The 22,111-nt window shown below is 64.1% G+C and carries 18 protein-coding genes and 1 tRNA gene; 14 read left to right on the forward strand and 5 right to left on the reverse strand.

What is annotated here, in order from left to right; all coding sequences use genetic code 11:
* Positions 1-73 precede the first annotated feature (73 nt).
* A complete protein-coding gene (locus SC1_RS11350) occupies positions 74-415 on the forward strand; it encodes a PilZ domain-containing protein (protein WP_062181546.1) in 342 nt (113 codons plus the stop codon).
* Here SC1_RS11350 and recG read toward each other — a convergent pair.
* On the reverse strand, positions 412-2,478 hold the full coding sequence (gene recG / locus SC1_RS11355; protein WP_062181549.1) for an ATP-dependent DNA helicase RecG: 2,067 nt from the start codon (positions 2,476-2,478) through the stop codon (positions 412-414). The genes SC1_RS11350 and recG overlap by 4 nt on opposite strands.
* Positions 2,479-2,682: 204 nt before the next feature.
* Here recG and SC1_RS11360 point away from each other — a divergent pair, with 204 nt between their 5' ends.
* Both SC1_RS11360 and mfd read left to right on the forward strand, forming a co-directional pair.
* A complete protein-coding gene (locus SC1_RS11360; RefSeq protein WP_062181552.1) occupies positions 2,683-2,943 on the forward strand; it encodes a succinate dehydrogenase assembly factor 2 in 261 nt (86 codons plus the stop codon).
* The gene (gene mfd, locus SC1_RS11365) at positions 2,940-6,437 is read left to right on the forward strand and encodes a transcription-repair coupling factor (protein WP_062181555.1); all 3,498 of its coding nucleotides are present in this window, start codon (positions 2,940-2,942) and stop codon (positions 6,435-6,437) included. Before SC1_RS11360 ends, mfd begins: the two co-directional genes overlap by 4 nt.
* A 97-nt stretch (positions 6,438-6,534) precedes the next feature.
* Here the strand turns inward: mfd and SC1_RS11370 are convergent, their stop codons facing one another.
* A complete protein-coding gene (locus SC1_RS11370) occupies positions 6,535-7,731 on the reverse strand; it encodes a GGDEF domain-containing phosphodiesterase (RefSeq protein ID WP_062181558.1) in 1,197 nt (398 codons plus the stop codon).
* A gap of 60 nt (positions 7,732-7,791) precedes the next feature.
* On the opposite strand from SC1_RS11370, the gene moaA reads away from it, so the two are divergent.
* From moaA to SC1_RS11385, 3 genes are all read left to right on the forward strand, one after another.
* Positions 7,792-8,808, forward strand: coding sequence for a GTP 3',8-cyclase MoaA (gene moaA / locus SC1_RS11375; RefSeq protein WP_062184013.1), 1,017 nt, complete (start codon positions 7,792-7,794; stop codon positions 8,806-8,808).
* A 43-nt stretch (positions 8,809-8,851) separates the two neighbouring features.
* On the forward strand, positions 8,852-9,622 hold the full coding sequence (locus SC1_RS11380) for an NAD kinase (RefSeq protein ID WP_062181560.1): 771 nt from the start codon (positions 8,852-8,854) through the stop codon (positions 9,620-9,622).
* A 61-nt stretch (positions 9,623-9,683) separates the two neighbouring features.
* Positions 9,684-9,758 (forward strand) — tRNA-Asn (locus SC1_RS11385).
* 110 nt (positions 9,759-9,868) lie between these two features.
* Here the strand turns inward: SC1_RS11385 and SC1_RS11390 are convergent.
* Complete coding sequence (locus tag SC1_RS11390) at positions 9,869-10,270, reverse strand: MerR family DNA-binding protein (protein ID WP_062181563.1); 402 nt, start codon at positions 10,268-10,270, stop codon at positions 9,869-9,871.
* Positions 10,271-10,302: 32 nt separating this feature from the next.
* Here SC1_RS11390 and SC1_RS11395 point away from each other — a divergent pair, with 32 nt between their 5' ends.
* The 3 genes from SC1_RS11395 to SC1_RS11405 all read left to right on the forward strand — a co-directional run bounded on the left by SC1_RS11395 (position 10,303) and on the right by SC1_RS11405 (position 13,921).
* Positions 10,303-11,049, forward strand: coding sequence for a MauE/DoxX family redox-associated membrane protein (locus SC1_RS11395; RefSeq protein WP_370568741.1), 747 nt, complete (start codon positions 10,303-10,305; stop codon positions 11,047-11,049).
* A gap of 78 nt (positions 11,050-11,127) precedes the next feature.
* The gene (locus tag SC1_RS11400; protein ID WP_062181569.1) at positions 11,128-12,696 is read left to right on the forward strand and encodes an alkaline phosphatase; all 1,569 of its coding nucleotides are present in this window, start codon (positions 11,128-11,130) and stop codon (positions 12,694-12,696) included.
* 40 nt (positions 12,697-12,736) lie between these two features.
* Complete coding sequence (locus SC1_RS11405) at positions 12,737-13,921, forward strand: nucleotide pyrophosphatase/phosphodiesterase family protein (protein WP_062181572.1); 1,185 nt, start codon at positions 12,737-12,739, stop codon at positions 13,919-13,921.
* On the opposite strand, the gene SC1_RS11410 is transcribed toward SC1_RS11405, so the two are convergent.
* Together SC1_RS11410 and mutL are read right to left on the reverse strand one after the other, a co-directional pair.
* Positions 13,922-14,452, reverse strand: a complete 531-nt coding sequence (locus SC1_RS11410) for a hypothetical protein (protein WP_062181575.1) — start codon at positions 14,450-14,452, stop codon at positions 13,922-13,924.
* 1 nt (position 14,453) lies between these two features.
* Positions 14,454-16,280, reverse strand: a complete 1,827-nt coding sequence (mutL, locus tag SC1_RS11415; protein ID WP_062181578.1) for a DNA mismatch repair endonuclease MutL — start codon at positions 16,278-16,280, stop codon at positions 14,454-14,456.
* Positions 16,281-16,471: 191 nt separating this feature from the next.
* Here mutL and SC1_RS11420 point away from each other — a divergent pair, with 191 nt between their 5' ends.
* From SC1_RS11420 to rodA, 5 genes are read left to right on the forward strand one after another with little or no spacing between them, the layout of a single operon-like run.
* Positions 16,472-17,518 carry a rod shape-determining protein gene (locus tag SC1_RS11420; protein ID WP_062181581.1) on the forward strand — a complete coding sequence of 349 codons (1,047 nt, stop codon included), beginning with the start codon at positions 16,472-16,474 and terminating at the stop codon, positions 17,516-17,518.
* 17 nt (positions 17,519-17,535) lie between these two features.
* Positions 17,536-18,453 (forward strand): rod shape-determining protein MreC, encoded by a 918-nt coding sequence (mreC, locus tag SC1_RS11425; protein ID WP_062181584.1) that lies wholly within the window; start codon positions 17,536-17,538, stop codon positions 18,451-18,453.
* Entirely contained in the window at positions 18,450-18,971 is a 522-nt protein-coding gene (gene mreD / locus SC1_RS11430; protein WP_062181587.1) for a rod shape-determining protein MreD, read from the forward strand. Before mreC ends, mreD begins: the two co-directional genes overlap by 4 nt.
* Before the next feature lie 18 nt (positions 18,972-18,989).
* Positions 18,990-20,897, forward strand: a complete 1,908-nt coding sequence (gene mrdA / locus SC1_RS11435; RefSeq protein ID WP_062181590.1) for a penicillin-binding protein 2 — start codon at positions 18,990-18,992, stop codon at positions 20,895-20,897.
* Positions 20,894-22,000 carry a rod shape-determining protein RodA gene (gene rodA, locus SC1_RS11440; RefSeq protein ID WP_062181593.1) on the forward strand — a complete coding sequence of 369 codons (1,107 nt, stop codon included), beginning with the start codon at positions 20,894-20,896 and terminating at the stop codon, positions 21,998-22,000. Before mrdA ends, rodA begins: the two co-directional genes overlap by 4 nt.
* Positions 22,001-22,111 lie beyond the last annotated feature (111 nt).

A 22,111-nucleotide genomic window follows, 5' to 3' on the forward strand; every position in this document is an offset into this window, starting at 1 on the left:
GCCACAAACGCATTTACTACTTCTTCAGCAATCGGATGGATCGTTCATGGCCAAATCAACAAGGTCCACAGATATGCGCAAGATTGACACGAGCAAGGCCCATTATGTCGGCCTCGACCAGCGGATCGCGCCGCGTAGCGACGTCTATTGCCGTCTGCCATTCGTCATGCCCGACGGACGGCAGGAAATGTGCACATGCGTCAATATCAGCGCCGACGGCCTGCTGATGCGTTTCGAGCGTGGGCTTGAGCCCGGCGACCTTGTCGTGTTCCGTATGCCGATCATCGGCCGCACTGCCGCAAAGGTCGTCTGGTCGCTCGGCGGCAAGACCGGTGTCCAGTTCGACAAGTCGATCTCTGTTGAAGATTATCTGCCGATGATCCGCGCCATGGGCGCTCGCGGCGACGCAAACTAACCGCTTCTCAGCAGCGGCACCGCCGCATCGCGTTCAAACAGATAGAGGCAGAGGCGCACGGCTTCTGCCCTTGCGCCCTCCATACCGCCATCGCGTTCGACAAACAGCCGTGCGTCGTCATGCGCGACGGGTAGCAGGCGCACGAGTTGTTCGGGCGTCGCGAGCCGATAATCGGCGTCGCCCGACTGCTTGAGCCCGAGCAGTTCCCCGCCGCCGCGCAATTCCAGATCCTTCTCCGCAATCACGAAACCATCGTTCGTATCGCGCATCAGAGCGAGCCGCTCGCGCGCCGTTTCCGACAGATTCTGCGAGCGTAGCAACAGGCAGACCGACTTCGCCGCGCCGCGCCCGACCCGGCCACGCAATTGGTGAAGCTGGGCAAGTCCGAAATTCTCCGCATGTTCCACAATCATCAGGCTGGCGGCAGGCACATCGACCCCGACCTCAATCACCGTCGTCGCGACAAGAACCCCGATCTCGCCCGCCTGAAAGCGCGCCATGACGTCGTCTTTCTCGGGGCCTTTCATCCGCCCGTGAACCAGCCCGACCCGTTGATCGCCCAACCGCGCGCGGAGCAACGCCGCCCGATCTTCAGCGGCGGCGAGTTCGCTCCCTTCGCTTTCGGCGACAAGCGGGCAAACCCAATAGGCCTGTGCGCCCGTTGCAAGGTGCCGATCGAGCGAGTCCACGACGTCGTCGAGCCGATCGAGCGAAATGACGCGCGTATCGACCGGGGTGCGTCCCGGCGGCATCTCGTCGATCTGCGACACGTCCATCTCGCCATGATTGGCGAGCTGCAGCGTGCGCGGAATCGGCGTCGCGGTCATGACGAGCAAATGCGGCGGACGCGCCGCCTTTTGGGTCAGCATCAACCGCTGCGCGACACCGAAGCGATGTTGTTCATCGACGACGACAAGCGCCAAGTCCCGGTAATTTACCGCCTGCTGGAAGATCGCATGCGTACCGACGAGGATGTCGATGGTGCCGTCGGCAAGCCCCATCAGCGTCGATTCGCGTACCTTGCCCTTGTCGCGCCCGGTCAGGATCGCGATGTTGACCGGCAGTCCGCCAAGCATCCGCTGCAACGTCGCAAAATGCTGACGCGCCAGGATTTCGGTCGGCGCGAGCAACGCCGCCTGCGTCCCAGCCTCGACCGCCGCGAGCATCGCGCGCAACGCGACGAGCGTCTTGCCCGAACCGACATCGCCCTGCAGCATCCGCAGCATCGGCGTGTCCTGTGCCATGTCGCCCGCGATCTCACGCCCGACGCGTTCCTGCGCTCCGGTCAGTCCGAAAGGCAGCTTAAGCGCATCGGTCAGCCGGCCGTCGCCGACGATTGATCTGCCCTTGCGTGTCCGAAGCCCTTGCCGGATCAGCATCAGCGCGACCTGGCTCGCGAAAATCTCGTCATAGGCGAGCCGGTCGCGTGCGGGTTCGTCGCGCGGGCTTGCATGTGCGCGTTCCATCGCCTCGCGCCATGCGGGCCAGCCACGACTGGCGAGCAGCGGCGCATCGATCCATTCGGCAAGATCGGGCCGACGTTCGAGCGCGACCTGTCCCAGTTGCGACAGCCGCGCGTTGGTGAGCCCCTCGGTAAGCGGATAGACCGGCTCATGTTCGGCGATACCACCCTCGTCGCCCGGTTCGACGACCTGATCGGGATGTACGATCTGACGCATGTCGCCATACAGGTCGAGGCGGCCCGATACGCGACGCTTCTCGCCGAGCGGAAAAAGCTTGCGTGCAAGCCCGAACGTGCGCCCAAAATAGACCAGCCGGACATGATCGCCCGCATCGTCGAACGCCTCGACCCCGAACGGCGCACGTGGGCTGCGGCCCGGGCGATAGTACTGCGCGGTCAGTTCGACGATGATCGTCTGTCCGGCCTGCGCCTGATCGAGCCGCTCGACCGGAAAACGCGATATCAATCCCGTCGGCAAATGAAACAGTACGTCGACCACGCGTTCGAGCCCCAGCCGCATGAGCGGCTTGGCAAGCTGCGGCCCGACGCCTTTCAGGTCGGTGAGCGCAGCAAAGAGCGGATTGAGTATCTCGGGTCGCATCGCTAGGGCATCTCTAGCCTCGCCCTTCCGCTCGTGTCGAGCGAAGGAACGCAACCTCGGGTCCGTTCGTGCCGAGCTTGTCGAAAAGTCGTTCTTCCCAATCCAACGCTGCCGGGGAAGAACGGTCCCTTCCACAAGCTCAGGGCGAAGGATGAAGGGGAACGGCTGGTTGCTACATCATCCGTTTTGTCTAAAAGGCCCGCCATGCAAGACCGCCTCAAACGCATGAAATTCCGTGCCTGGCACCGCGGCACGCGCGAGGCCGATTATATGATCGGCGGTTTTTTCGATCGTTATTCGGCGGGCTGGAGCGAGGAAGAGGTCGCTTGGTACGAGATCGTCGTTGAAGAGGATGACGTCGACATCATGGCGTGGGCGCTCGGCACCGGCGAACCACCCGCGCATCTCGACCGTCCCGACATGATCGCCGCGATGCGCCGGCTGGACTATATCCCGCTGCCATGACCTTAAGCGCCGCCGACATTTTTGCCGCCATCGGATCGGCGTCGGCGCCGCTCACGCTGGCGCGCGCGGCCGACGGCTTCCTGCCGCTGCTGCTGGCCGACCTGGCGCGGGCAAGCGACAAGCGCCTCGTTTATGTAGCGACCGACGATGCGGCGATGCAGGCGATTGCCGACGCGGCTCCCTTCTTTGCGCCTGATCTGATCGTCCACCGATTCCCCGCGTGGGATTGCTTGCCCTATGACCGGGCGGGACCGTCGATGCGGGTCAGCGCCGACCGGCTGGCGACGCTCTCCGCGCTGCAGCTTCCCGCAAAGCGCGGCGAGTTGATCCTGACCACCGTCGCCGCAATCACCCAGCGGACGCTGACGCCCTTTCGCATCCGCCAGCTCGCGACGACGCTCGCGCCGGGTCAGCGAATCGATCGCGACGCCCTGGCCGAACTGCTGGTGTCGAACGGCTTCAGCCGTGTCGACACCGTCGCCGATCAGGGCGAGTTCGCAGTACGTGGCGGCATTCTCGACCTATTTCCGGCTGGCGAGGAAAACGGCCTGCGCGTCGACTTCTTTGGGGACGAGATCGAAAGCATTCGCCGCTTCGACCCCGCCGACCAACGCAGCCTTGGCCCCGCCAAGGCGCTGCAACTGCTGCCCGCCAGCGAAACCCTGCTCGACGAAGCCACGATCAAACGGTTCCGTTCCAGCTATCGCGATCTGTTCGGCGCGCAGGCGACCGGTGACCCGCTCTATCAGGCAGTCAGCGACGGTCGGCGGCAGGCCGGCATGGACCACTGGCTGCCCTTGTTCGAGGAACGGCTGGCGACGCTGTTCGATCATATCGATCCCGCGGCGCCGGTGCTGCGCGGCCACCGCACCGAGGCGACCGGCGAAACGCGCTTTGCCGCGATCGCCGACTATCATGCGAACCGTGTCGCCGCCGAACGCGAATCGCCCGGCAGCTATCGCCCACTGGCACCCGAAACGCTTTATCTGACGAATAGCGAATGGGCCGAAGCGTCGTCCGGGCGCCCTGTCCATATCGTAACGCCGTTCGACGTTCCGCCATCCGCAACGGTGATCGACCTCGAAACCTTCGCAGCACGCGATTTCACGCCCGAGCGTACCGCTGACGAGAATGTCTATACGAAGGTCGCCGACCATCTGAGCGATGAACGCCGCAAGGGCCGGCGCACGATCATCGCCAGCTATTCGGGCGGCGCACGCGAGCGCCTTTCGGGGCTACTCCGCGACCATGGCGTCACCTCGCTTGCGCCCGCCGATAGCTGGCAGGATGCGCTCGGCACCGCCTCGTCGGAAAGCGGCGGCGCGACGGCAATGGTGGTGCTGCCGCTCGATCATGGCTTCGCCTCCGACGCGATCAGCCTGCTCACCGAACAGGACATCCTCGGCGAACGTCTCGTCCGCCGCCAGAAACGCCGCAAGAGCGCCGATGCCTTCCTCGCCGAACTGGCGACGCTCAGCGTCGGCGACCTTGTCGTCCATCTCGACCATGGTATCGGGCGTTATGAGGGGCTGACACAAATCCCGGTGGGGAGCAGCCCCCACGATTGCGTCGCGCTGACCTACGCCGGCGGCGACAAGCTCTACGTCCCCGTCGAAAATCTCGACGTCCTCTCACGCTATGGCGGCGAGAGCGACGGTGTCGGCCTCGACAGGCTCGGCGGCGAAGCCTGGCAACGTCGCAAGGCGCGGATGAAGGAGCGCATCCGCGAGATCGCGGGCGAACTGCTCGCGACTGCGGCGCAGCGCGCGCTCCGCTCGGGCGAACTACTCGCGCAGGATGCGGCATATCCCGCCTTTGCCGACCGTTTCCCTTATCAGGAAACCGACGATCAGGACCGCGCGATCGGCGACGTGCTCGCCGACATGGCGTCCGGGCGGCCGATGGACCGGCTGGTCTGCGGTGACGTCGGGTTCGGCAAGACCGAGGTCGCGCTGCGCGCTGCTTTCGTCGCCGCTATGGCGGGGGTACAGGTCGCCGTGGTCGTGCCGACGACGCTCCTCGCGCGTCAACATTACACGAATTTCGTCGAACGCTTCAAAGGCTTCCCGGTCAACATCGGCCGCCTGTCGCGCCTCGTCCCGGCGGGCGAAGCACAAAAGACGCGCGACGGTCTCGCGAGCGGGCAGATCGATATCGTCGTCGGCACGCACGCCGTCATCGCGAAATCGGTCGAGTTCAAGAACCTCGGCCTCGTCATCGTCGACGAGGAACAGCGTTTCGGCGTCGTCCACAAGGAACGGCTGAAGCAGCTCAAGACCGACGTTCATGTGCTGACCCTCACCGCTACTCCAATCCCGCGCACGCTTCAGATGGCGATGTCGGGCCTCCGCGAACTCAGCGTTATCCAAACGCCGCCGGTCGACCGTCTTGCCGTCCGCACCTATGTCGCACCGTGGGACCCCGTAGTGATCCGCGAAGCGCTGCTGCGCGAACATGATCGCGGCGGCCAGAGCTTCTTCGTCACCCCGCGGATCAAGGACCTGCCCGACATCGAGGAATTCCTGCGCACGCGGGTGCCCGAAATCAAATATGTGGTCGCGCATGGACAGATGGCGCCCGGCGAGGTCGAGGAGCGGATGAGCGCCTTCTATGACCGCAAATATGACGTCCTCGTTTCGACGACGATTGTCGAAAGCGGGCTCGATATCCCGAGCGCCAATACGCTGATCGTCCACCGCGCCGATCGCTTCGGCCTTGCGCAGCTCTATCAGCTACGCGGGCGCGTCGGGCGGTCGAAGACGCGCGCCTACGCCTATCTTACGACGATGGAAGGCGGCGCGATCACCGACACCGCCGAAAAACGGCTCAAGCTGCTTGGCGATCTCGATACGCTGGGTGCCGGCTTCCAGCTTGCGAGCCACGACCTCGACATTCGCGGCGCGGGCAACCTCGTCGGCGACGAACAGTCGGGGCATATCCGCGAAGTCGGCTTCGAACTCTACCAATCCATGCTCGAAGAGGCGATCCTGGTCGCGAAGGCCGAGGGCATGGGCGCCGCGCCGCCGCGCGAAGCGCTCTCCCCCGTCATCACGGTCGACGCGCCGATCCTGATTCCAGAGGATTATGTCCCCGACCTGCCGCTGCGCATGGCGCTGTATCGCCGCCTCAACGAAGCCGTGGATCGCCCGGCACTCGATGCCTTTGCCGCCGAGATGATCGACCGTTTCGGTCCGCTGCCGCCCGAGACCGCGAACCTGATCCAGCTTATGGAGATCAAGGCGAACGCCAAGCTGGCGGGCATCGCCAAGCTCGACGTCGGAACCAAGGGCGCACTCGTGAGCTTCCATGGCGACCAGTTCGCCAACGTCCCTGGGCTCATCGCCTATGTCGAACGGCTTAAAGGTCGTGCGCGTATCCGCCCCGACAACAAGCTTTCGATCAGCGGCGACTGGGTGAGCACGGGCGCGCGCCTCAACGGCGCGCTGCAGCTATCGAAGGGTCTGGGGAAGCTGGCGCGGCAAGTGGCGGGATAACTAGAGGTCGTCATTGCGAGGAGCCGAAGGCGACGCGGCAATCCAGAGTCGCGTAAACCGCTCTGGATTGCTTCGCTTCGCTCGCAATGACGGCGGACTATTCCATCAGTGCCAGCAACTGATCCGAGGGCACCGGCCCCGATTTCAGAAAGCCCTGCCAGGTCGCGACGCCGAGGTCGGAGAGACGCTCCAACTGGCGCATATTCTCGATCCCTTCGGCCACCACCAGCAGGCCGAGCGCGCGCGCGAGATCGACGATCGCGCGCACGACGATGCGGTCGCGGTCGCTGCCGTCGATCGTGCGGGTAAAGCCGCTGTCGATCTTGAGATAGTCGATAGGCAACCGCGCGAGCAGCGACAGGCTGGAATAGCCGGTACCGAAATCGTCGATCGCGACCGCGACGCCGAGCGCGCGGATCTGCGCGAGCTGGTCGGCGGCGCTCGCCGGATCGCTCAGCATCGCCTGCTCGGTCAGCTCGAGCGTCAACCGATCGGGATCGATTTTCGCGGCCTTTGCCATCTCCGCAAAACGCCCGGCAAATTCGGGGTCACCGAGATCGGCGGCGGTTATGTTGAGCGAGACGCGCAGCTTCGCCAGCGCTTTTGGCCAAGTCGCCATTTCGGCCAGCGCGACACGGTGCGCATGTTCGGTGAGCTCGCATTCGAGCCGCGCCGCGCGCGCCGCTGTCACCAACGGTCCCGCGCCAAGCAGACCAAGTTCGGGATGCTGCCAGCGTAGAAGCGCCTCGACCCCGGTCATCTCGCCGCTCGCGACGTCATATTGGGGCTGATAGTGGATCACCACCTCGTTCCGCGACAACGCGGCGTGGACCATCACCCCGTCGCGCGCCGACGCTGGTCGCGCCAGTTGGTCGCCCGCAGAACGAAGCTGTTCGTCGACGGGCTCGTCGCGCGTTATGAGGGCGGCCGCGATGCGGATCGACAGGCGACCGTTCGGATCGCCGACGATCGGCTCAGCGAGCGCGACGTGCAGCGCGCGCTCCTGCGCCCGCAGCGCGCCCAGCGACATCGGCGTCGCGGGCACGATGAGGAAGCGCGGACCGTCGAGGCGATCGACGCACGACCCCTGCCCGAACTCGTCGCTCGCGAAATTTTCGAGGCGGCGCCCGATTTCATCGAGCACCGAGTCGCCCGTCGCCGTGCCAGCGCTGTTGTTGATGCGGGCCATCTGGTCGACCTGCACCAGGAGGACCCCGACATCGGCGTCGTGCCGGGCGTGCAGGGTTTCAAGCTTGCGGGCGCAGGCGGAAAGAGATTCGGACAGGCGATTCATGGCGGTCCCTCTAACAGGCTTTGCTTGCCAAGCGCTTCCCTTTTGCATCACAATGCGCGCGTGGCTGTTACATTTTCCCACAGCGCCGCATCGACGGCCCCTTTGATCGACGGCATTGGCCGACGGATCAGTTACTTACGCCTGTCGGTCACCGACCGCTGCGACTTGCGCTGCCGTTATTGCATGGCCGAAGACATGACCTTCCTACCCAAATCGGCGGTGCTCAGCATAGAGGAAATGGGCGAACTTGCCGAGCGCTTCGTTGCGCGCGGGGTTCGCCGCATCCGACTGACGGGTGGCGAACCGCTCGTCCGACGCGGAATCGACACGCTCGCAATGCGGTTGGGCGCGCTGATTGGCCAGGGCCTCGACGAACTCACGCTGACCACCAATGCGATGCGGCTTGCCGAGCACGCCCCGATGCTGGCAGCGGCGGGCGTCCGCCGCATCAACGTCAGCCTCGACACGCTCGACACCGACGCCTTTCGCCATATCACGCGCGTCGGGGATCTTGCAGTTGCGCTGCGCGGGATCGACACCGCGCGCCGTGCGGGATTGGCGGTCAAGATCAACATGGTGGCGCTCGCCGGGCTCAACGAAGATCAATTGCTTCCGATGCTCGATTATTGCGCCGCGGCCGGATGCAACCTGACGCTGATCGAGACGATGCCGCTCGGCGAAGTCGAGGACGACCGCAGCGACCACTATATACCGCTCCATCATTTCATCGCGCCGCTTCGCGAAACGCGGGCCATCTATCCTATCGACCAGCGCACCGGCGGCCCCGCACGCTATTTCGCGATCGAGAACAGCCCGGTGACGCTTGGACTGATCACCCCGCTCAGCGACAATTTCTGCGCGACCTGCAACCGTATCCGCCTGACGGTCGAGGGACGCGTCTATATGTGCCTTGGCCAGGACGACCATGTCGACCTGCGCGCGGCGTTGCGCGAGCGCGGTGATGTCGACTGCTTGATTGATGCGGCTTTGGCTGGCAAACCCCGCGCGCATGACTTTCATATCGAGCGAAAGTCCAAACCGGCGGTCGCGCGTCATATGAGTGCAACGGGCGGCTGACAGGCTATCCCGTTATTTGAAGGCACGGGGGAACCGGACCATTATGCATCGCAAGATTGCGCTAGTCGCATCGAACGCGCCCGCGGCCATGGAGGCGGAAGCCGAACTGCGTCCGCTCTATGACTTCGTTGATCTGGCGGAGGCAGACCTGCTGATCGCGCTGGGCGGCGATGGCTTCCTGTTGCATATGCTGCACCAGCTGCTCGACCAGCGACGCAGCCTGCCCGTCTTTGGCATGAACCGCGGCACGATCGGCTTTCTGATGAACGAGTTTCGGATCGAGGGCCTTGTTGACCGCCTCGCCGCTGCGCGCCCGTTCCTGATCCATCCGCTAAGCGGCGACATCACGACGATCAGCGGCGAACGGCATATATTGCCGGCAATCAACGAAATCTCGTTGCTGCGCGAGACACGTCAGGCGGCGAAACTTGAGGTGATGATCAACGAAAAGACGATGCTTGAGGAACTGGCATGCGACGGAGTGCTCGTATCGACCCCGGCCGGATCGACCGCCTATAATCTCAGCGCCAACGGCCCGATCCTGCCGCTCGAATCCGAAATGCTGGCGCTGACGCCGATCAGCCCCTTTCGCCCCCGTCGCTGGCGCGGCGCGCTCGTCCCCGAATCGACCAGCATCCGTTTCAACGTTCGCGAGGCAGCGAAACGCCCGGTCAGCGCCGTTGCCGACCAGCGCGAGATCCGTGATGTGAAGACGGTGCTAGTCACCACCGACCGCAGTCGGCCGCTGACTTTGCTGTTCGATCCCGATCAGGGATTGGACGAACGCATCGCAATGGAACAATTTATCGTTTGAGGGCTTGATTAATCCCGCAACCGGCGGCAAAGGGGCCGCCTTGCCCGCATCGGCGGCGTGTTCCTCGGTAGCTCAGCGGTAGAGCAATCGACTGTTAATCGATCGGTCGTAGGTTCGAATCCTACCCGGGGAGCCATTCTTTTCCAGACATACGAAAGCCTGCGCCAAAGCACTTTGCGCTGGCGTAGCTTCTGAGCCGCCAAGCCAATAAGCGACGGCCGACGGCCGCCAGCGGCCGTCTCCGCACTAAGGCTCGAACGCCGCCAATATCGGGCACGGCCCTTTATCGCTCGCCGCGCATTGGTCGGCGAGGCGTGCGAGCGCGGCGCGGGTTGCGGTCATTTGGGCGATCTTTTCGTCGAGCGCCTCGATCCGCTGACGCGCAAGCGTGCGCACGCTGATGCGATCGTCGCTCGCTTCCAGCGCCAGCAGTTCCGAAATCTCGTCTAGGGTAAAACCCGACGCCTGCGCCGAACGGATGAATTTCAGGCGGCGAAGATCGTCGTCGCCGTAACGGCGGATTCCTCCGCCCCACCCGTCTCCACCGCTCCGCGCGGGGGTGCCCAGCAAGCCGCGGCGCTGGTAGTATCGGACGGTTTCGACCCCGACATCGCCGGCCTGCGCCAATTTGCCGATCGTGAGTTGCATCGCTTGACTCCGTACCATGGTACGGACGCTATATGGGGCGCATGACGAAGCAAGCAACACTCCATCGCATGGTCATGCCGGGACATATCTGTCCCTATGGCCTCAAGGCAAAACATCTGCTGGAAAGCCGCGGTTACACGATCGACGACCGATGGCTGACGACCCGCGAGGCGGTCGACGCGTTCAAGGCCGAGCACGACGTCAAGACGACGCCGCAGACCTTCATCGACGGATCACGTATCGGCGGTCACGACGATCTGCGTCGCCATTTGGGGCTGAAGGTCGCTGACCCCAATGCGACAAGCTACACGCCTGTGATCGCGCTGTTCGCGATGACCGCGTTGATGGCACTCGCCGCCAGCTTTGCCGTCGAAGGCAGCGCGTTCACGCTGCGCGCGGCGGAATGGTTCATCTCGTTCAGCATGATCGTGCTCGCACTCCTCAAGCTGCAGGATGTCGACAAATTCGCGACGATGTTCCTGAACTATGACCTGCTCGCCAAGCGATGGGTGCCCTATGGCAATATCTATCCCTTTGCCGAGGGTCTGGCGGGCGTGTTGATGACGGCACATATCCTGCCTTGGTTGTCGATCCCGATCGCGTTGTTCATCGGCGGCATCGGCGCGGTGTCGGTGTTCAAGGCGGTTTACATCGATAAGCGCGACATCAAATGCGCGTGCGTCGGCGGCAGCAGCAAGGTGCCCCTCGGCTTTGTCTCGCTCACCGAAAATGTGATGATGGTCGCGATGGCGCTGTGGATGGCGCGCATGTGGTTCTGATGCCGTTCCGCATCGGTCATTGATGAAACATATGGCTGGGCTATCAGGGGCTTCGATTCGTCCCCACGGAGCCCAGCCATGTTCAACCGCCGTCACTTTCTTGCCGGGGCCACCCTCGCCGGTCTTGCCGCCCCCGCTATTTTGCGCGCCGAGGGCGGAATCTTTCGCGAATTCCCGTTCAGCCTAGGCGTCGCGGCGGGCGATCCCGCGAGCGACGGCTTCGTCATCTGGACGCGTCTCGCCCCCGAACCGATGGAGCGTCACGGCGGGATGCCGCTGGCGAATTATCCGGTCGACTGGGAAATCGCGAGCGACAGCGGCTTTCGCGATGTCGTCGCCAAGGGCACCGAACTTGCGCGGCCCGAGCTTGCGCACAGCGTTCATGTCGAAGTTGCGGGCTTGCTGCCCGACCGTCCCTATTATTACCGCTTCACCGCGGGCGGCGAGCGCAGCCTGCGCGGCCGTGCGCGCACCCTGCCCGCGCCCGGCGCGAAAACCGATGCACTGAAATTCGGCGTCGCCGGGTGCCAGCATTTCGAAGCGGGCTTTTTTGGCGCCTATCGCCACTTGGCCCGCGAAGACCTCGCTTTCGTCTATCATTATGGCGACTTCATCTATGAATATAGCGAGGATTATCTGTTCAACACCGGGCTGCCGACGCGCCCGGTGCGCAAACACGCCTTCCGCGCGCTCGTCGACGTCAATGATTTCCGCAATGCCTATGCGCAGCAACTCGGCGACATCGATCTGCAGGCGGCGCGCTCGGTCCACGCCTTTCTGTCGAGCTTCGACGATCATGAGATCCGCAACGACTGGGTCTCCGACATCGACAATTGGAAGCTCGGGCTCGACGTCAACGATCCCGAAGCCGCGCCGCCCGAAGTCTTCATGCTGAAGAAGCAGGCGGCGATGCAGGCGTGGTACGAGCATATGCCGGTGCGCAAGGCGCTGCTGCCGCGCGGCGGCATGGTCGCGATGAACCGCGAGTTTCGCTGGGGCGACCTGATGGCGATGCAATTGCTCGACACGCGGCAATATCGCAGCGACCAACCGTGCGACGACGGCTTTAAGCCCGCCTGCCCCGGCGTGTTCGACAAAAAGGCCGAGGTGCTTGGCAAAGCGCAGGAGGAATGGCTTGGGCGCAATCTGTCAAAGGGCGGCGCGACATGGAATGCCTTTGCGCAGCAGATCACGATGATGTCGCTCGACCGGCGGCGGAAGACCGACGAGCCGAAGAAGATACTCAATCTCGACAGCTGGGCGGGCTATGAAGCGCCGCGCGAGCGCATCCTGTCGCGCATGGCGGGACTCAAGAACAATGTCGTGCTGACGGGCGACGAGCATCAGAATTTCTGCGGCGATCTGGTTCTCAAAGACAAGGTCGTTGGCGCCGAGTTCGTCGCGACCTCAATCTCCAGCGGCGGCGACGGCAGCGACAAGCGCAACGGCACCGACGTGTTTCTGAGCCAGAATCCCGAGCTCAAATTCGCGAACGACCAGCGCGGCTATGTCGTGTGCGACGTCAATCGCGATGCCTGGCAGACGCATTTCATGGTCGTCGACAAGGTGACGACGCCGGTGAACACGCTGTCGAAGCGCGCGACGGGCGTGGTGGAGCGCGACGTCGCCGGGATCAAGATGGCCTAGTGTCGTCGGACGGTCACATAAGCGCCATAGCGGACCCGGCATGACCCGCCTGCTCGCCCTTTTCCTCCCCCTCGCTATTCAGGCGCAGGAGGCGGGCGAGCGGAAGCCCGTGACGATCCTGATCTCGATCGACGGCTTTCGCGCCGATTATCTCGATCGCGGCATCACCCCAAACCTGTCGCGGCTCGCCGCCGAAGGAGCGCGCGGCAAGCTGCGCCCGTCGTTTCCGACCAAGACCTTCCCCAATCATTATGCGATCGTCACGGGCAAACGTCCCGACACGAACGGCATCGTCGGCAACAATATGATCGACCCGCGGCGACCGAATGTGAAGTTCAGCCTCGGCGATCCGAAGCAATCGCTCGATCCCTTTTGGTGGGACGAGGCTGAGCCCGCGTGGATCACCGCAGGCAAGGCCGGCGTGCGCAGCGCAACGATGTTCTGGCCGGGCAGCGAGGTCGCGATCCACGAGAACCGCCCGCCCGACTGGCTGCGTTATGACGCCGATGTCGGATATGCGCAGCGTGCGAACACGATCCTCGACTGGATGCGGCGTCCCGCAGACATTCGCCCGGCCTTCATGACGCTCTATTTCGAGGCGGTCGACGATGCAGGGCACAAGTTCGGCCCCGACAGCGCTGAGGTCAATGCCGCGATTACCGAAGTCGACGCCCGCGTCGGCGAGCTTGTTTCGAGGCTGGCCGCGATGGGGCAATCCGCACAGATGATCGTCGTCGCCGACCATGGAATGCGCGCGATCGACGAGAGCCGCGTGATCCAGCTTGCCGACCTGATCGACTTGCCGAGCATCATTGCGGTCGAGACCGGCCCCTATGCGGCGATCGAGCCCGCCGCCGCGACCGACGAGCGTGTGTATAAGGCGCTGCTGGAACCGCATGAGCATATGGTCTGCAACCGCCGCGAAGAGCTGCCCAAGCGGCTCCACTATGGCCAGAACCCGCGCGTTGCCGCGATCATCTGTATCGCCGAGCCGGGCTGGACGATCCTCGCGGGGCCGCCAAGCTGGCCAGTCACCGGCGGCGCGCATGGCTATGACAATGCCGACCCCGAGATGCTCGCGCTGTTCGTCGCCAGCGGCACCGGGCTGAAAGGCGATATCGGCACCGTCGACAATATCGAGGTCTACCCGCTGCTGATGCGGCTTATCGGCGTCGCCCCGCTGCCCAGCGATGCGACGGGCGTGCTGGCGAAACGCCTGCGCTGATCAGTCGCGCAGCAGTGCCATTGCGTCGATCGAAGCGGTCGGCGCGTTGACGATCTGAAGCAGATAGCGGCCGTGCGTCACGTCGAACTCGACCATCTTGCGAATGCCTGAACAGGCGGGGCCATGGCCGTGCGTGATCGACTTTACGACGACGCCGTCGCGGACGAGATCGATCCACGCCCCGGCGTCGAGCGCGACCACCAGCCGCCCCGGATTTTTGACGTCGATCGGGATCATGCCGCCGAATTTATAGACGTCGGGCTTGCGGTCGGGCGCGACGCCGTAACGCAGGCTTTCGAATTTGTGCAGCGGCAAGGCGGTGCGCGCAGCGCCCAGCGGCGACCAGTCGGCGCCAAGATCGTCGCCATAGGCATAGATCGTCTTGCTCGACGCTGCCCTCGCCCAATCGGCGAGTTCAGGCGGCAGCACGGGCGCGGCCGGACAGGTGGTGGCGGCCTTTTCGGCGGGCGCCGCGAACGCCGTCGCGGGCAAGATAGCCGCCAGCGAAATGGCAAGGATCCGAAGCGTCATCCTATTTCCTCCCGAACAATTTTTCGACATCGTCCATCGCCAGCTTCACCCAAGTCGGCCGCCCGTGATTGCACTGACCCGAATGCGGTGTCACTTCCATCGTGCGAAGCAGCGCGTTCATTTCGGCGACGCTGAGCGTCCGGCCCGCGCGGACCGAGCCGTGGCACGCCATCGTTGCCGCGACGAGTTCGAGTTTCTCACTCAAACCCAATGCCGCGTCATAGCCCGCCAGATCGTCGGCGATGTCGGTGACCAGCTTCTGACAGTTGATCGCGCCCAGCATCGCAGGCGTCGCGCGGACCATGACTGCGGCGGGGCCGAAGCGTTCGAGTTCGACGCCGAGCGCCGCAAGCTGTGGCGCGGCGGCTTCGAGCCGGTCGCACGCGGGCTCATCGAGTTCGACCACCTCGGGAAGCAGCAGGCCCTGGGAAGGCACCGCTTGCCCGCTCATTCCGTGGCGCAACTGTTCGAGTACCAGCCGCTCGTGCGCAGCGTGCTGGTCGACGATGACGAGGCCGTCCTCGGCCTCGGCTACGATATAGGTTTTCGCGATCTGCCCGCGCGCGATGCCTAGCGGATGCGCCTCGGCCTGCGGGACGGGAGAGGTCGCCGGTTCGGCGCGGCCCATCGGCAGGGCATCGCGCGGAGCCGCAAAATCGATGATGCGATCGTGCAGCAAAGCCGTCGTCGACGCGCCGGCGACCGCGTCTCCGAAGGAATGTGCCGCCGGAGAATGGCTATACGCAGGCGGAACAGCAAACAGCGATGGCGTCGTCGGCTGCGGCGCGACTGGTTCCTGCTGCCAAGCGGCAAGCGCAGCTTCCGCCGGGCGCTGGACGCTACGAAAACCATGTTCGTCGAGCGCGCGGCGGAGGCCGCCGACGATCATGCCGCGGATCAATTGCGGATCGCGAAAGCGCACTTCGGTCTTGGCCGGATGGACGTTCACATCGACCTCGCTCGTCGGCACGTCGAGGAACAGCGCAACCACCGGATGGCGATCGCGCGCGAGCAAGTCGGCATAGGCACCACGAAGCGCACCGACGAGCAGCCGATCCTTCACCGGGCGTCCGTTGACGAACAGATATTGATGGTCGGCGATGCCCCGATTGTAGGTCGGCAGGCTGATCACGCCGCCCAGATGTACCTCGCCGCGGTCGATATCGACGCCGATGCTGTTCGCGGCCAGATCGCGCTGGGTCAACGCCGCGACGCGCGAAAGCTGATCCTGCCCGCCTTGCACGTCGAGCACGCGGCGCCCGTCATGCTCGACAGTAAAACCGATATCGGGCCGCGCCATCGCAAGCCGCTTTACCACGTCCAGGCATGCGGCATATTCGCTGCGCCCGCTGCGCAGAAATTTGCGGCGCGCCGGAACGCGCGCGAACAAGTCCTCGACCATCACACGCGTGCCCTTCGCAAGCGCGGCTGGTCCCTCGGCCACGACCGCGCCATTGTCGACCACACGCTTCCAGCCGTCGGCGCCGGTCACCCGACTTTCGAGCGTCAGCCGCGCGACGCTGGCGATCGACGGCAGCGCCTCTCCACGAAAGCCGAGGGTCGTGACATCCTCGATCGCGTCATCGGGCAGCTTCGACGTCGCGTGGCGTTCGAGTGCGAGCGCCATATCGGCGGCGGTCATACCGCAGCCGTCATCCTCGATTTCCAGCCGCAATACTCCGCCCTCGGCGATTCGCACCGAAATGCGAGTCGAACCGGCGTCGATGGCATTTTCAACCAGTTCTTTGAGCGCCGCGGCAGGTCTTTCGACCACTTCACCGGCTGCGATCCGATTTACTAGCGTTTCCGGCAGGCGACGTATTGACATGGCCGCTCTCCTAGCGCAGTCGAACGCAAATCGCGACCCATCCGCACAGCCCTGATCATTTTGTCCAGCCACCCCAAAAGGAAGAGCCGGAATCTCCCCCTGATTGTAGCTGTCGCCGGCCGGGCGCGCCGGTAAATCACGACAGGGCGCGTCCATCAAGGGCGCGACTTCGATGACAGGAAGCAGTATCGATGTCCTTCTTTTCCCGCTGGTTCAAATTCAATTCCCAAGACATGGCTATCGACCTCGGCACCGCTAACACGGTCGTCTACGTGCGCGGCAAGGGAATCGTGCTGAACGAGCCCTCAGTCGTTGCGGTAGAAACGCTGAACGGGATCAAGCGGGTCAAGGCGGTTGGCGACGACGCGAAGCTGATGATGGGCAAGACCCCTGACAGCATCGAGGCGATCCGGCCGCTGCGCGACGGCGTCATCGCCGACATCGACGTCGCCGAACAGATGATCAAGCACTTCATCACCAAGGTGCATGGCGGCAAGCCCAACGCGTTCCGCAGCCCCGAAATCGTGATCTGCGTTCCCTCCGGCTCGACCAGCGTCGAGCGCCGCGCGATCCGCGACGCCGCGTCGAACGCCGGCGCCAGCGAAGTGTGGCTGATCGAGGAACCGATGGCCGCCGCGATCGGCGCCGACATGCCCGTCACCGAGCCGATCGGTTCGATGGTCGTCGACATCGGCGGGGGGACGACCGAAGTCGCGGTGCTGTCGCTCCGTGGCCTTGCCTACACCACTTCGGTTCGCGCGGGCGGCGACAAGATGGACGAAGCGATCGTCTCTTATGTCCGCCGACACCATAATCTGCTGATCGGTGAATCGACCGCCGAGCGGATCAAGAAGGATTTCGGCATCGCGCGCATTCCCGCCGACGGCACCGGCCTGACGATCCACATCAAGGGCCGCGACCTCGTGAACGGCGTGCCCAAGGAAATCTCGATCAATCAGGCGCAGATCGCCGAAGCGTTGTCCGAACCGATCGGCACGATCGTCGAGGGCGTGCGCATCGCGCTCGAGAACACCGCGCCCGAACTTGCGGCCGACATCGTAGATCAGGGTATCGTCCTCACCGGCGGCGGGGCGCTGATCGCCGAACTCGACGAACTGCTGCGCGACGCGACCGGCCTGCCGGTCACGGTGGCAGAGGATCCGCTGACCTGCGTCGCGATCGGCACCGGCCGTGCGATGGAAGACCCCGCTTTCCGCGGCGTGTTGCAGCAAGCCTGATACTCCGGCGCTGAACCATGGTCCGCCCGGCACATCGGCGTCCGGGGCAATCCCGAAAGGCCCAGTACAGCCTGTTCGTTGCCTATGTCATCGCGGTGACAGGGGCAGTGGCGGGCTTGTTGCTGGCGATCCTGTCGGTCGTTGACCCTGTCGGCTTCGCGCAGTTGCGCGTGGCGAGCCAGGAAATCACTGCGCCCATCGCGCGCGGAACGCGTTCGGTCATCGGGTCGATCTCGGGCATCGACGATACCGTCGGCGCCTATGTCAGCGCGGGCACGCAAAACCGGCGTCTGCGCAAGGAACTTGCCGACACGCGCCGCGAACTCGTCGCGACCAGTTCGCTGCAGGAAGAGAATCGCCAGCTCAAGACGCTCCTCAAGCTGCAGGAAACGGACAAGACCGCGCTCGCCAACGGCTATCTGCTGACCTCGACCTCGACGAGCAGCAAGCGCATCGCGCTGCTCAGCATCGGGCGCAACCTCGGCGTCGCTGCGGGCCAGCCGGTACGCGGTGCCGACGGCCTCATCGGCCGCGTACTTGGCGCCGGGCCGTCGGTGTCGCAGGTCCTGCTGCTTACCGACGTCGACAATATCGTCCCTGTACGCCGCGCGCGCGACGGCCTGCCCGCGCTTGCCAGCGGGCGGGGCAATGGCGACCTCGACGTCCGCACGCTCAACATCGCGAACAACCCGTTCAAGCCGGGTGACATCCTTGTCACCTCCGGCACCGGCGGGCTCTATCCGCCCAATATCCCGGTCGCGATTGTCGTACGGCGCCAGGACGACGGCGCGCTCGCGCGCCCGCTCGCCGACCCGGGCAAGGTCGATGCCGTGTCGGTGCTGCGCCCCTACACCCCGGACAATATCGAAGCGCAGGGCCTGCCCGGCCCCGCGACCCCTTCTGCCGCCGCCCCGGCCCCCACCAAAGCGCCATGAACCAGAAGGGGCCGCGCCTCGGCGAACCCGCATCGCTGTGGCGGATGCGCTTTGTTCCGATTGCGAGCGTGATGTTCGCCTCGGCGTTGCCGCTGATGCTGCCGCTGATCGCCAACTCGCCGGTGCTGCCGCCGCTAGGCCTGCTGTTCTTCCTGTGCTGGCAGTTGCTTCGCGCCGAAATGTGGCCGGTGTGGATCGGCCTGCCGCTTGGCCTGTGGGACGATCTGTTCAGCGGGGCACCGATCGGCACAGCGATGGGATTGTGGACGATCGCCAGCATTGCGATCGCCTATTCGTCGCAGCGCATCTATTGGCGCGGCTTCTTTCACGACTGGGCGATTGCCGCAGCGTCGGTGGCAATTATCCAGTCGCTCGCGGCACTGATCACCCACCCGCACGCCGCGACCGGCCGCGTGCTGGGCCTTGTGGTGCCGCAGATCATCATCTCGGCGCTTCTCGTGCCGCTGTTCATGCGCCTGACCGGCAAATTTGACAATTTCCGCCTGAAACGCCGATAGACTGGTTCCAACCCCCGAATGCCGAAGAAGAAGAGTCCGCCGATTACCGAAGCCTGGAGGGGCCTTACCTTCACTCGCCGCGCGCTGGTCGTCGGCGGCGCGCAGGCGGCGGTCGGCGTCGCGCTCGCCGCGCGCATGGCGTATATTTCGGTCGTCGATAATGATCGTTATGTCCTTGAATCGGAAAGCAATCGCGTAAACCTGACGCTGATTCCGCCGCGTCGCGGCTGGATTGTCGACCGTCACGGCAAGGCGCTTGCAAACAACCGCGTCAGCCTCCGCATCGACATCATTCCCGATCGCCTGCACAATAAAGAAATCGTGCTCGGACAGCTCCAGACGTTGTTGCGGCTCGACGGCGACACGATGGAACGGATCAACCGCGACCTGAAGGCCGCGTCGGGGTTCCAGCCCGTCGCGATCAAGGAAGACATGACCGAGGCCGAGTATAGCTCGATCCTTGTCCGCCTGCCCGAACTTCCTGGTATCGCGCCGCAGCGCGGTTTTGCCCGCAACTATCCGACCGGTGCGGCGGTCGGCCATCTGATCGGCTATGTCGGCGCCCCGAACGCCGAGGAATATCAGAAGGTCAAGGATCCGCTCTACATCACGCCGGGGTACAAGATCGGCAAGGACGGGCTGGAGAAATATTTCCAGGATATGCTGAAAGGCCAACCCGGCGCCCGCCGGGTCGAGGTCACAGCGCGCGGCAAGGTCGTCCGCGATCTTTCGACGCAGGCCGACGTACAGGGCAAGACGGTCCACCTGACGATCGACGCCGACCTGCAGGAGTTTGTCGCCCGGCGCATGGGGCGCGAGTCCGGCGCGGCGGTCGTGATCGACTGCCACAATGGCGACATCCTGTCCTTCGTCTCGATGCCAAGCTTTGATCCGAACAGTTTTTCGGACGGGATCAGCAGCAGCGAATATGCCTGGTTGCGCGCCGACGATCACCAGCCGCTGATCAACAAGGCGACGCGCGGCCTCTATCCGCCCGGATCGACGCTGAAACCGATGGCCGCGATCGCCGCGATCGAACATGGAATCGATCCGAGCGAACGCCACACCTGCATCGGCGGCTACCGGCTCGGCAGCCGTTTCTTCCGCTGCCTCGGCAGGCATGGCAGCGTCGACATGGCGACCGCGATCATGAAAAGCTGCAACAGCTATTTCTATTGGGTCGCGCACCGGCTCGGCTATGATGCCATCGCTCCCACCGCAAAGCTGATGGGCCTTGGCGAAGAGTTCCAGCTCGCAGGCAGCAACCAGCGTTTCGGCACCATTCCCGACAGCGCGTGGAAGATGAAGAAATACGACCAACCATGGTCGGCGTCGGACTCGCTGAACGCAGTCATCGGCCAGGGCTATGTCAGCGTGAACCCGCTTCAGCTCGCCGTGATGGCGGCGCGCATCGCATCGGGCCGCCGCCTCTATCCACGCCTCGTCAATCGGCACTTCAAGAATGAGGCCCTTCCCTTTTCCGCCGAGGCGCTCGCGACTGCGCGCCATGGTATGGACCTCGTCGTCAACGGGCCGGGCGGCACCGCGGGGCGCAGCAAATTGCCGCTCGACGGCATCGCGATGGCGGGCAAGACGGGCACCGCACAGGTACGCGGACTTAACACCGGCAACGGCAAGGCCGGAACATGGAAATTCCGCGACCACGGCCTGTTCATCGGTTTCGCGCCGGTCGACAATCCGCGCTATGCGACCGCCGTTGTGATCGAGCATGGCATGGGCGGATCGCGCGCCGCGGCGCCCGTGGCCAAGGATTTCATGACTTTCCTCTTCGACCGCGAAAAGGCGATGGAGGCGCTCGAAACCTTCGAGGCCGGCTGGGGCGGCACGATCAAGGAACGCATGGACCGCGATTATGCGGCGTGGAAGGCAGGCGCATCGAAGCCTGATCCGGAGCTCGCGCAATGATCCCCGTCCCACCCGCCATCCAGCGTATCCCGTGGAAACTGATCGGCATCCTTGCCGGCATAACCGGTTTCGGGCTGCTCGTGCTTTATTCGGCCGCGGGCGGTAGCTGGACGCCGTGGGCGCTCAATCAGGGCGTGCGTTTTCTCGTCTTCCTCAGCGTGGCACTGGTGATCGGGCGCTTCCCGATCCGCATCTTCGAGGATTTCGCCTACATCGCCTATATCGGCGTGCTCGTACTGCTGATCGCGGTGGAATTGTTGGGCTTCGTCGGCGGAGGGAGCCAGCGATGGCTCAACCTAGGCTTCATGAACCTCCAGCCGTCCGAATTGATGAAGGTCGCGATCGTCATCGCGCTTGCGCGTTTCTATACGCAGCTTCCGCCCGGCGAGACGCGGACCTTTACGGCTCTATGGCCAGCGCTGGTTATGATTGGCCTCCCCGCCGCGCTTGTCATGCTGCAACCCGACCTTGGCACCGCACTTGCCATCTGCATCGGCGGCGTCGTCGTGATGTTCTGCTCCGGCCTGCCGTTCTGGTGGTTCGGTAGCACGGCGGTCGCGGGTCTCGCGGCGCTACCGGTCCTCTTTTCATTCCTGCACGACTATCAGCAAAAGCGCGTGCTGATCTTCCTAGACCCCGAAAGCGATCCGCTCGGTGCCGGGTATCACATCAGCCAATCGAAGATCGCGATCGGCTCGGGCGGGATCGGCGGCAAGGGCTTCCTCAACGGATCGCAAAGCCATCTCGATTACCTCCCCGAGGGCCACACCGACTTTATCTTCGCCACGATGGCCGAGGAATGGGGCCTGATCGGTGGACTTGCACTGCTGTTCGGATTCTTCCTGCTATTGCGCTGGTCGACCCGCGTGGCACTCAAAGCGCGCACGCGCTTCGGCCAGCTCACCGCCGCGGGTCTCACGATGACGATCTTCTTCTACATCGCGATTAACCTGATGATGGTGATGGGTTTGGCCCCTGTCGTCGGCATCCCGTTGCCGCTCTTCTCCTATGGCGGCTCGTCGATGCTGACGATCATGACCTGCGTCGGAATCATGCTCGCGATCGAAAACGACAGCAAAACGGGCACGCGCCGATTTCATTGAGAAAAAAACTTGGCAAAAAAGCATCGGGGGCATTGCCATCCCCCAAGAGCCATGATAGCGGGCCGCTCGCTTCGCAGCAAAGAGGGCTTCTCTTCACTGCAAAGCGCGCCT

This window comes from Sphingopyxis sp. C-1 (genome assembly GCF_001047015.1).
Taxonomy (GTDB): domain Bacteria; phylum Pseudomonadota; class Alphaproteobacteria; order Sphingomonadales; family Sphingomonadaceae; genus Sphingopyxis.

Coding starts and splice junctions, on each gene's coding strand:
- SC1_RS11350 (WP_062181546.1), top strand. CDS start 74: ATGCGCAAGATTGACACGAGCAAGGCCCATTATGTCGGCCTCGACCAG.
- recG (WP_062181549.1), bottom strand. CDS start 2,478: ATGCGACCCGAGATACTCAATCCGCTCTTTGCTGCGCTCACCGACCTG.
- SC1_RS11360 (WP_062181552.1), top strand. CDS start 2,683: ATGCAAGACCGCCTCAAACGCATGAAATTCCGTGCCTGGCACCGCGGC.
- mfd (WP_062181555.1), top strand. CDS start 2,940: ATGACCTTAAGCGCCGCCGACATTTTTGCCGCCATCGGATCGGCGTCG.
- SC1_RS11370 (WP_062181558.1), bottom strand. CDS start 7,731: ATGAATCGCCTGTCCGAATCTCTTTCCGCCTGCGCCCGCAAGCTTGAA.
- SC1_RS11380 (WP_062181560.1), top strand. CDS start 8,852: ATGCATCGCAAGATTGCGCTAGTCGCATCGAACGCGCCCGCGGCCATG.
- SC1_RS11390 (WP_062181563.1), bottom strand. CDS start 10,270: ATGCAACTCACGATCGGCAAATTGGCGCAGGCCGGCGATGTCGGGGTC.
- SC1_RS11395 (WP_370568741.1), top strand. CDS start 10,303: ATGGGGCGCATGACGAAGCAAGCAACACTCCATCGCATGGTCATGCCG.
- SC1_RS11400 (WP_062181569.1), top strand. CDS start 11,128: ATGTTCAACCGCCGTCACTTTCTTGCCGGGGCCACCCTCGCCGGTCTT.
- SC1_RS11405 (WP_062181572.1), top strand. CDS start 12,737: ATGACCCGCCTGCTCGCCCTTTTCCTCCCCCTCGCTATTCAGGCGCAG.
- SC1_RS11410 (WP_062181575.1), bottom strand. CDS start 14,452: ATGACGCTTCGGATCCTTGCCATTTCGCTGGCGGCTATCTTGCCCGCG.
- mutL (WP_062181578.1), bottom strand. CDS start 16,280: ATGTCAATACGTCGCCTGCCGGAAACGCTAGTAAATCGGATCGCAGCC.
- SC1_RS11420 (WP_062181581.1), top strand. CDS start 16,472: ATGTCCTTCTTTTCCCGCTGGTTCAAATTCAATTCCCAAGACATGGCT.
- mreC (WP_062181584.1), top strand. CDS start 17,536: ATGGTCCGCCCGGCACATCGGCGTCCGGGGCAATCCCGAAAGGCCCAG.
- mreD (WP_062181587.1), top strand. CDS start 18,450: ATGAACCAGAAGGGGCCGCGCCTCGGCGAACCCGCATCGCTGTGGCGG.
- mrdA (WP_062181590.1), top strand. CDS start 18,990: ATGCCGAAGAAGAAGAGTCCGCCGATTACCGAAGCCTGGAGGGGCCTT.
- rodA (WP_062181593.1), top strand. CDS start 20,894: ATGATCCCCGTCCCACCCGCCATCCAGCGTATCCCGTGGAAACTGATC.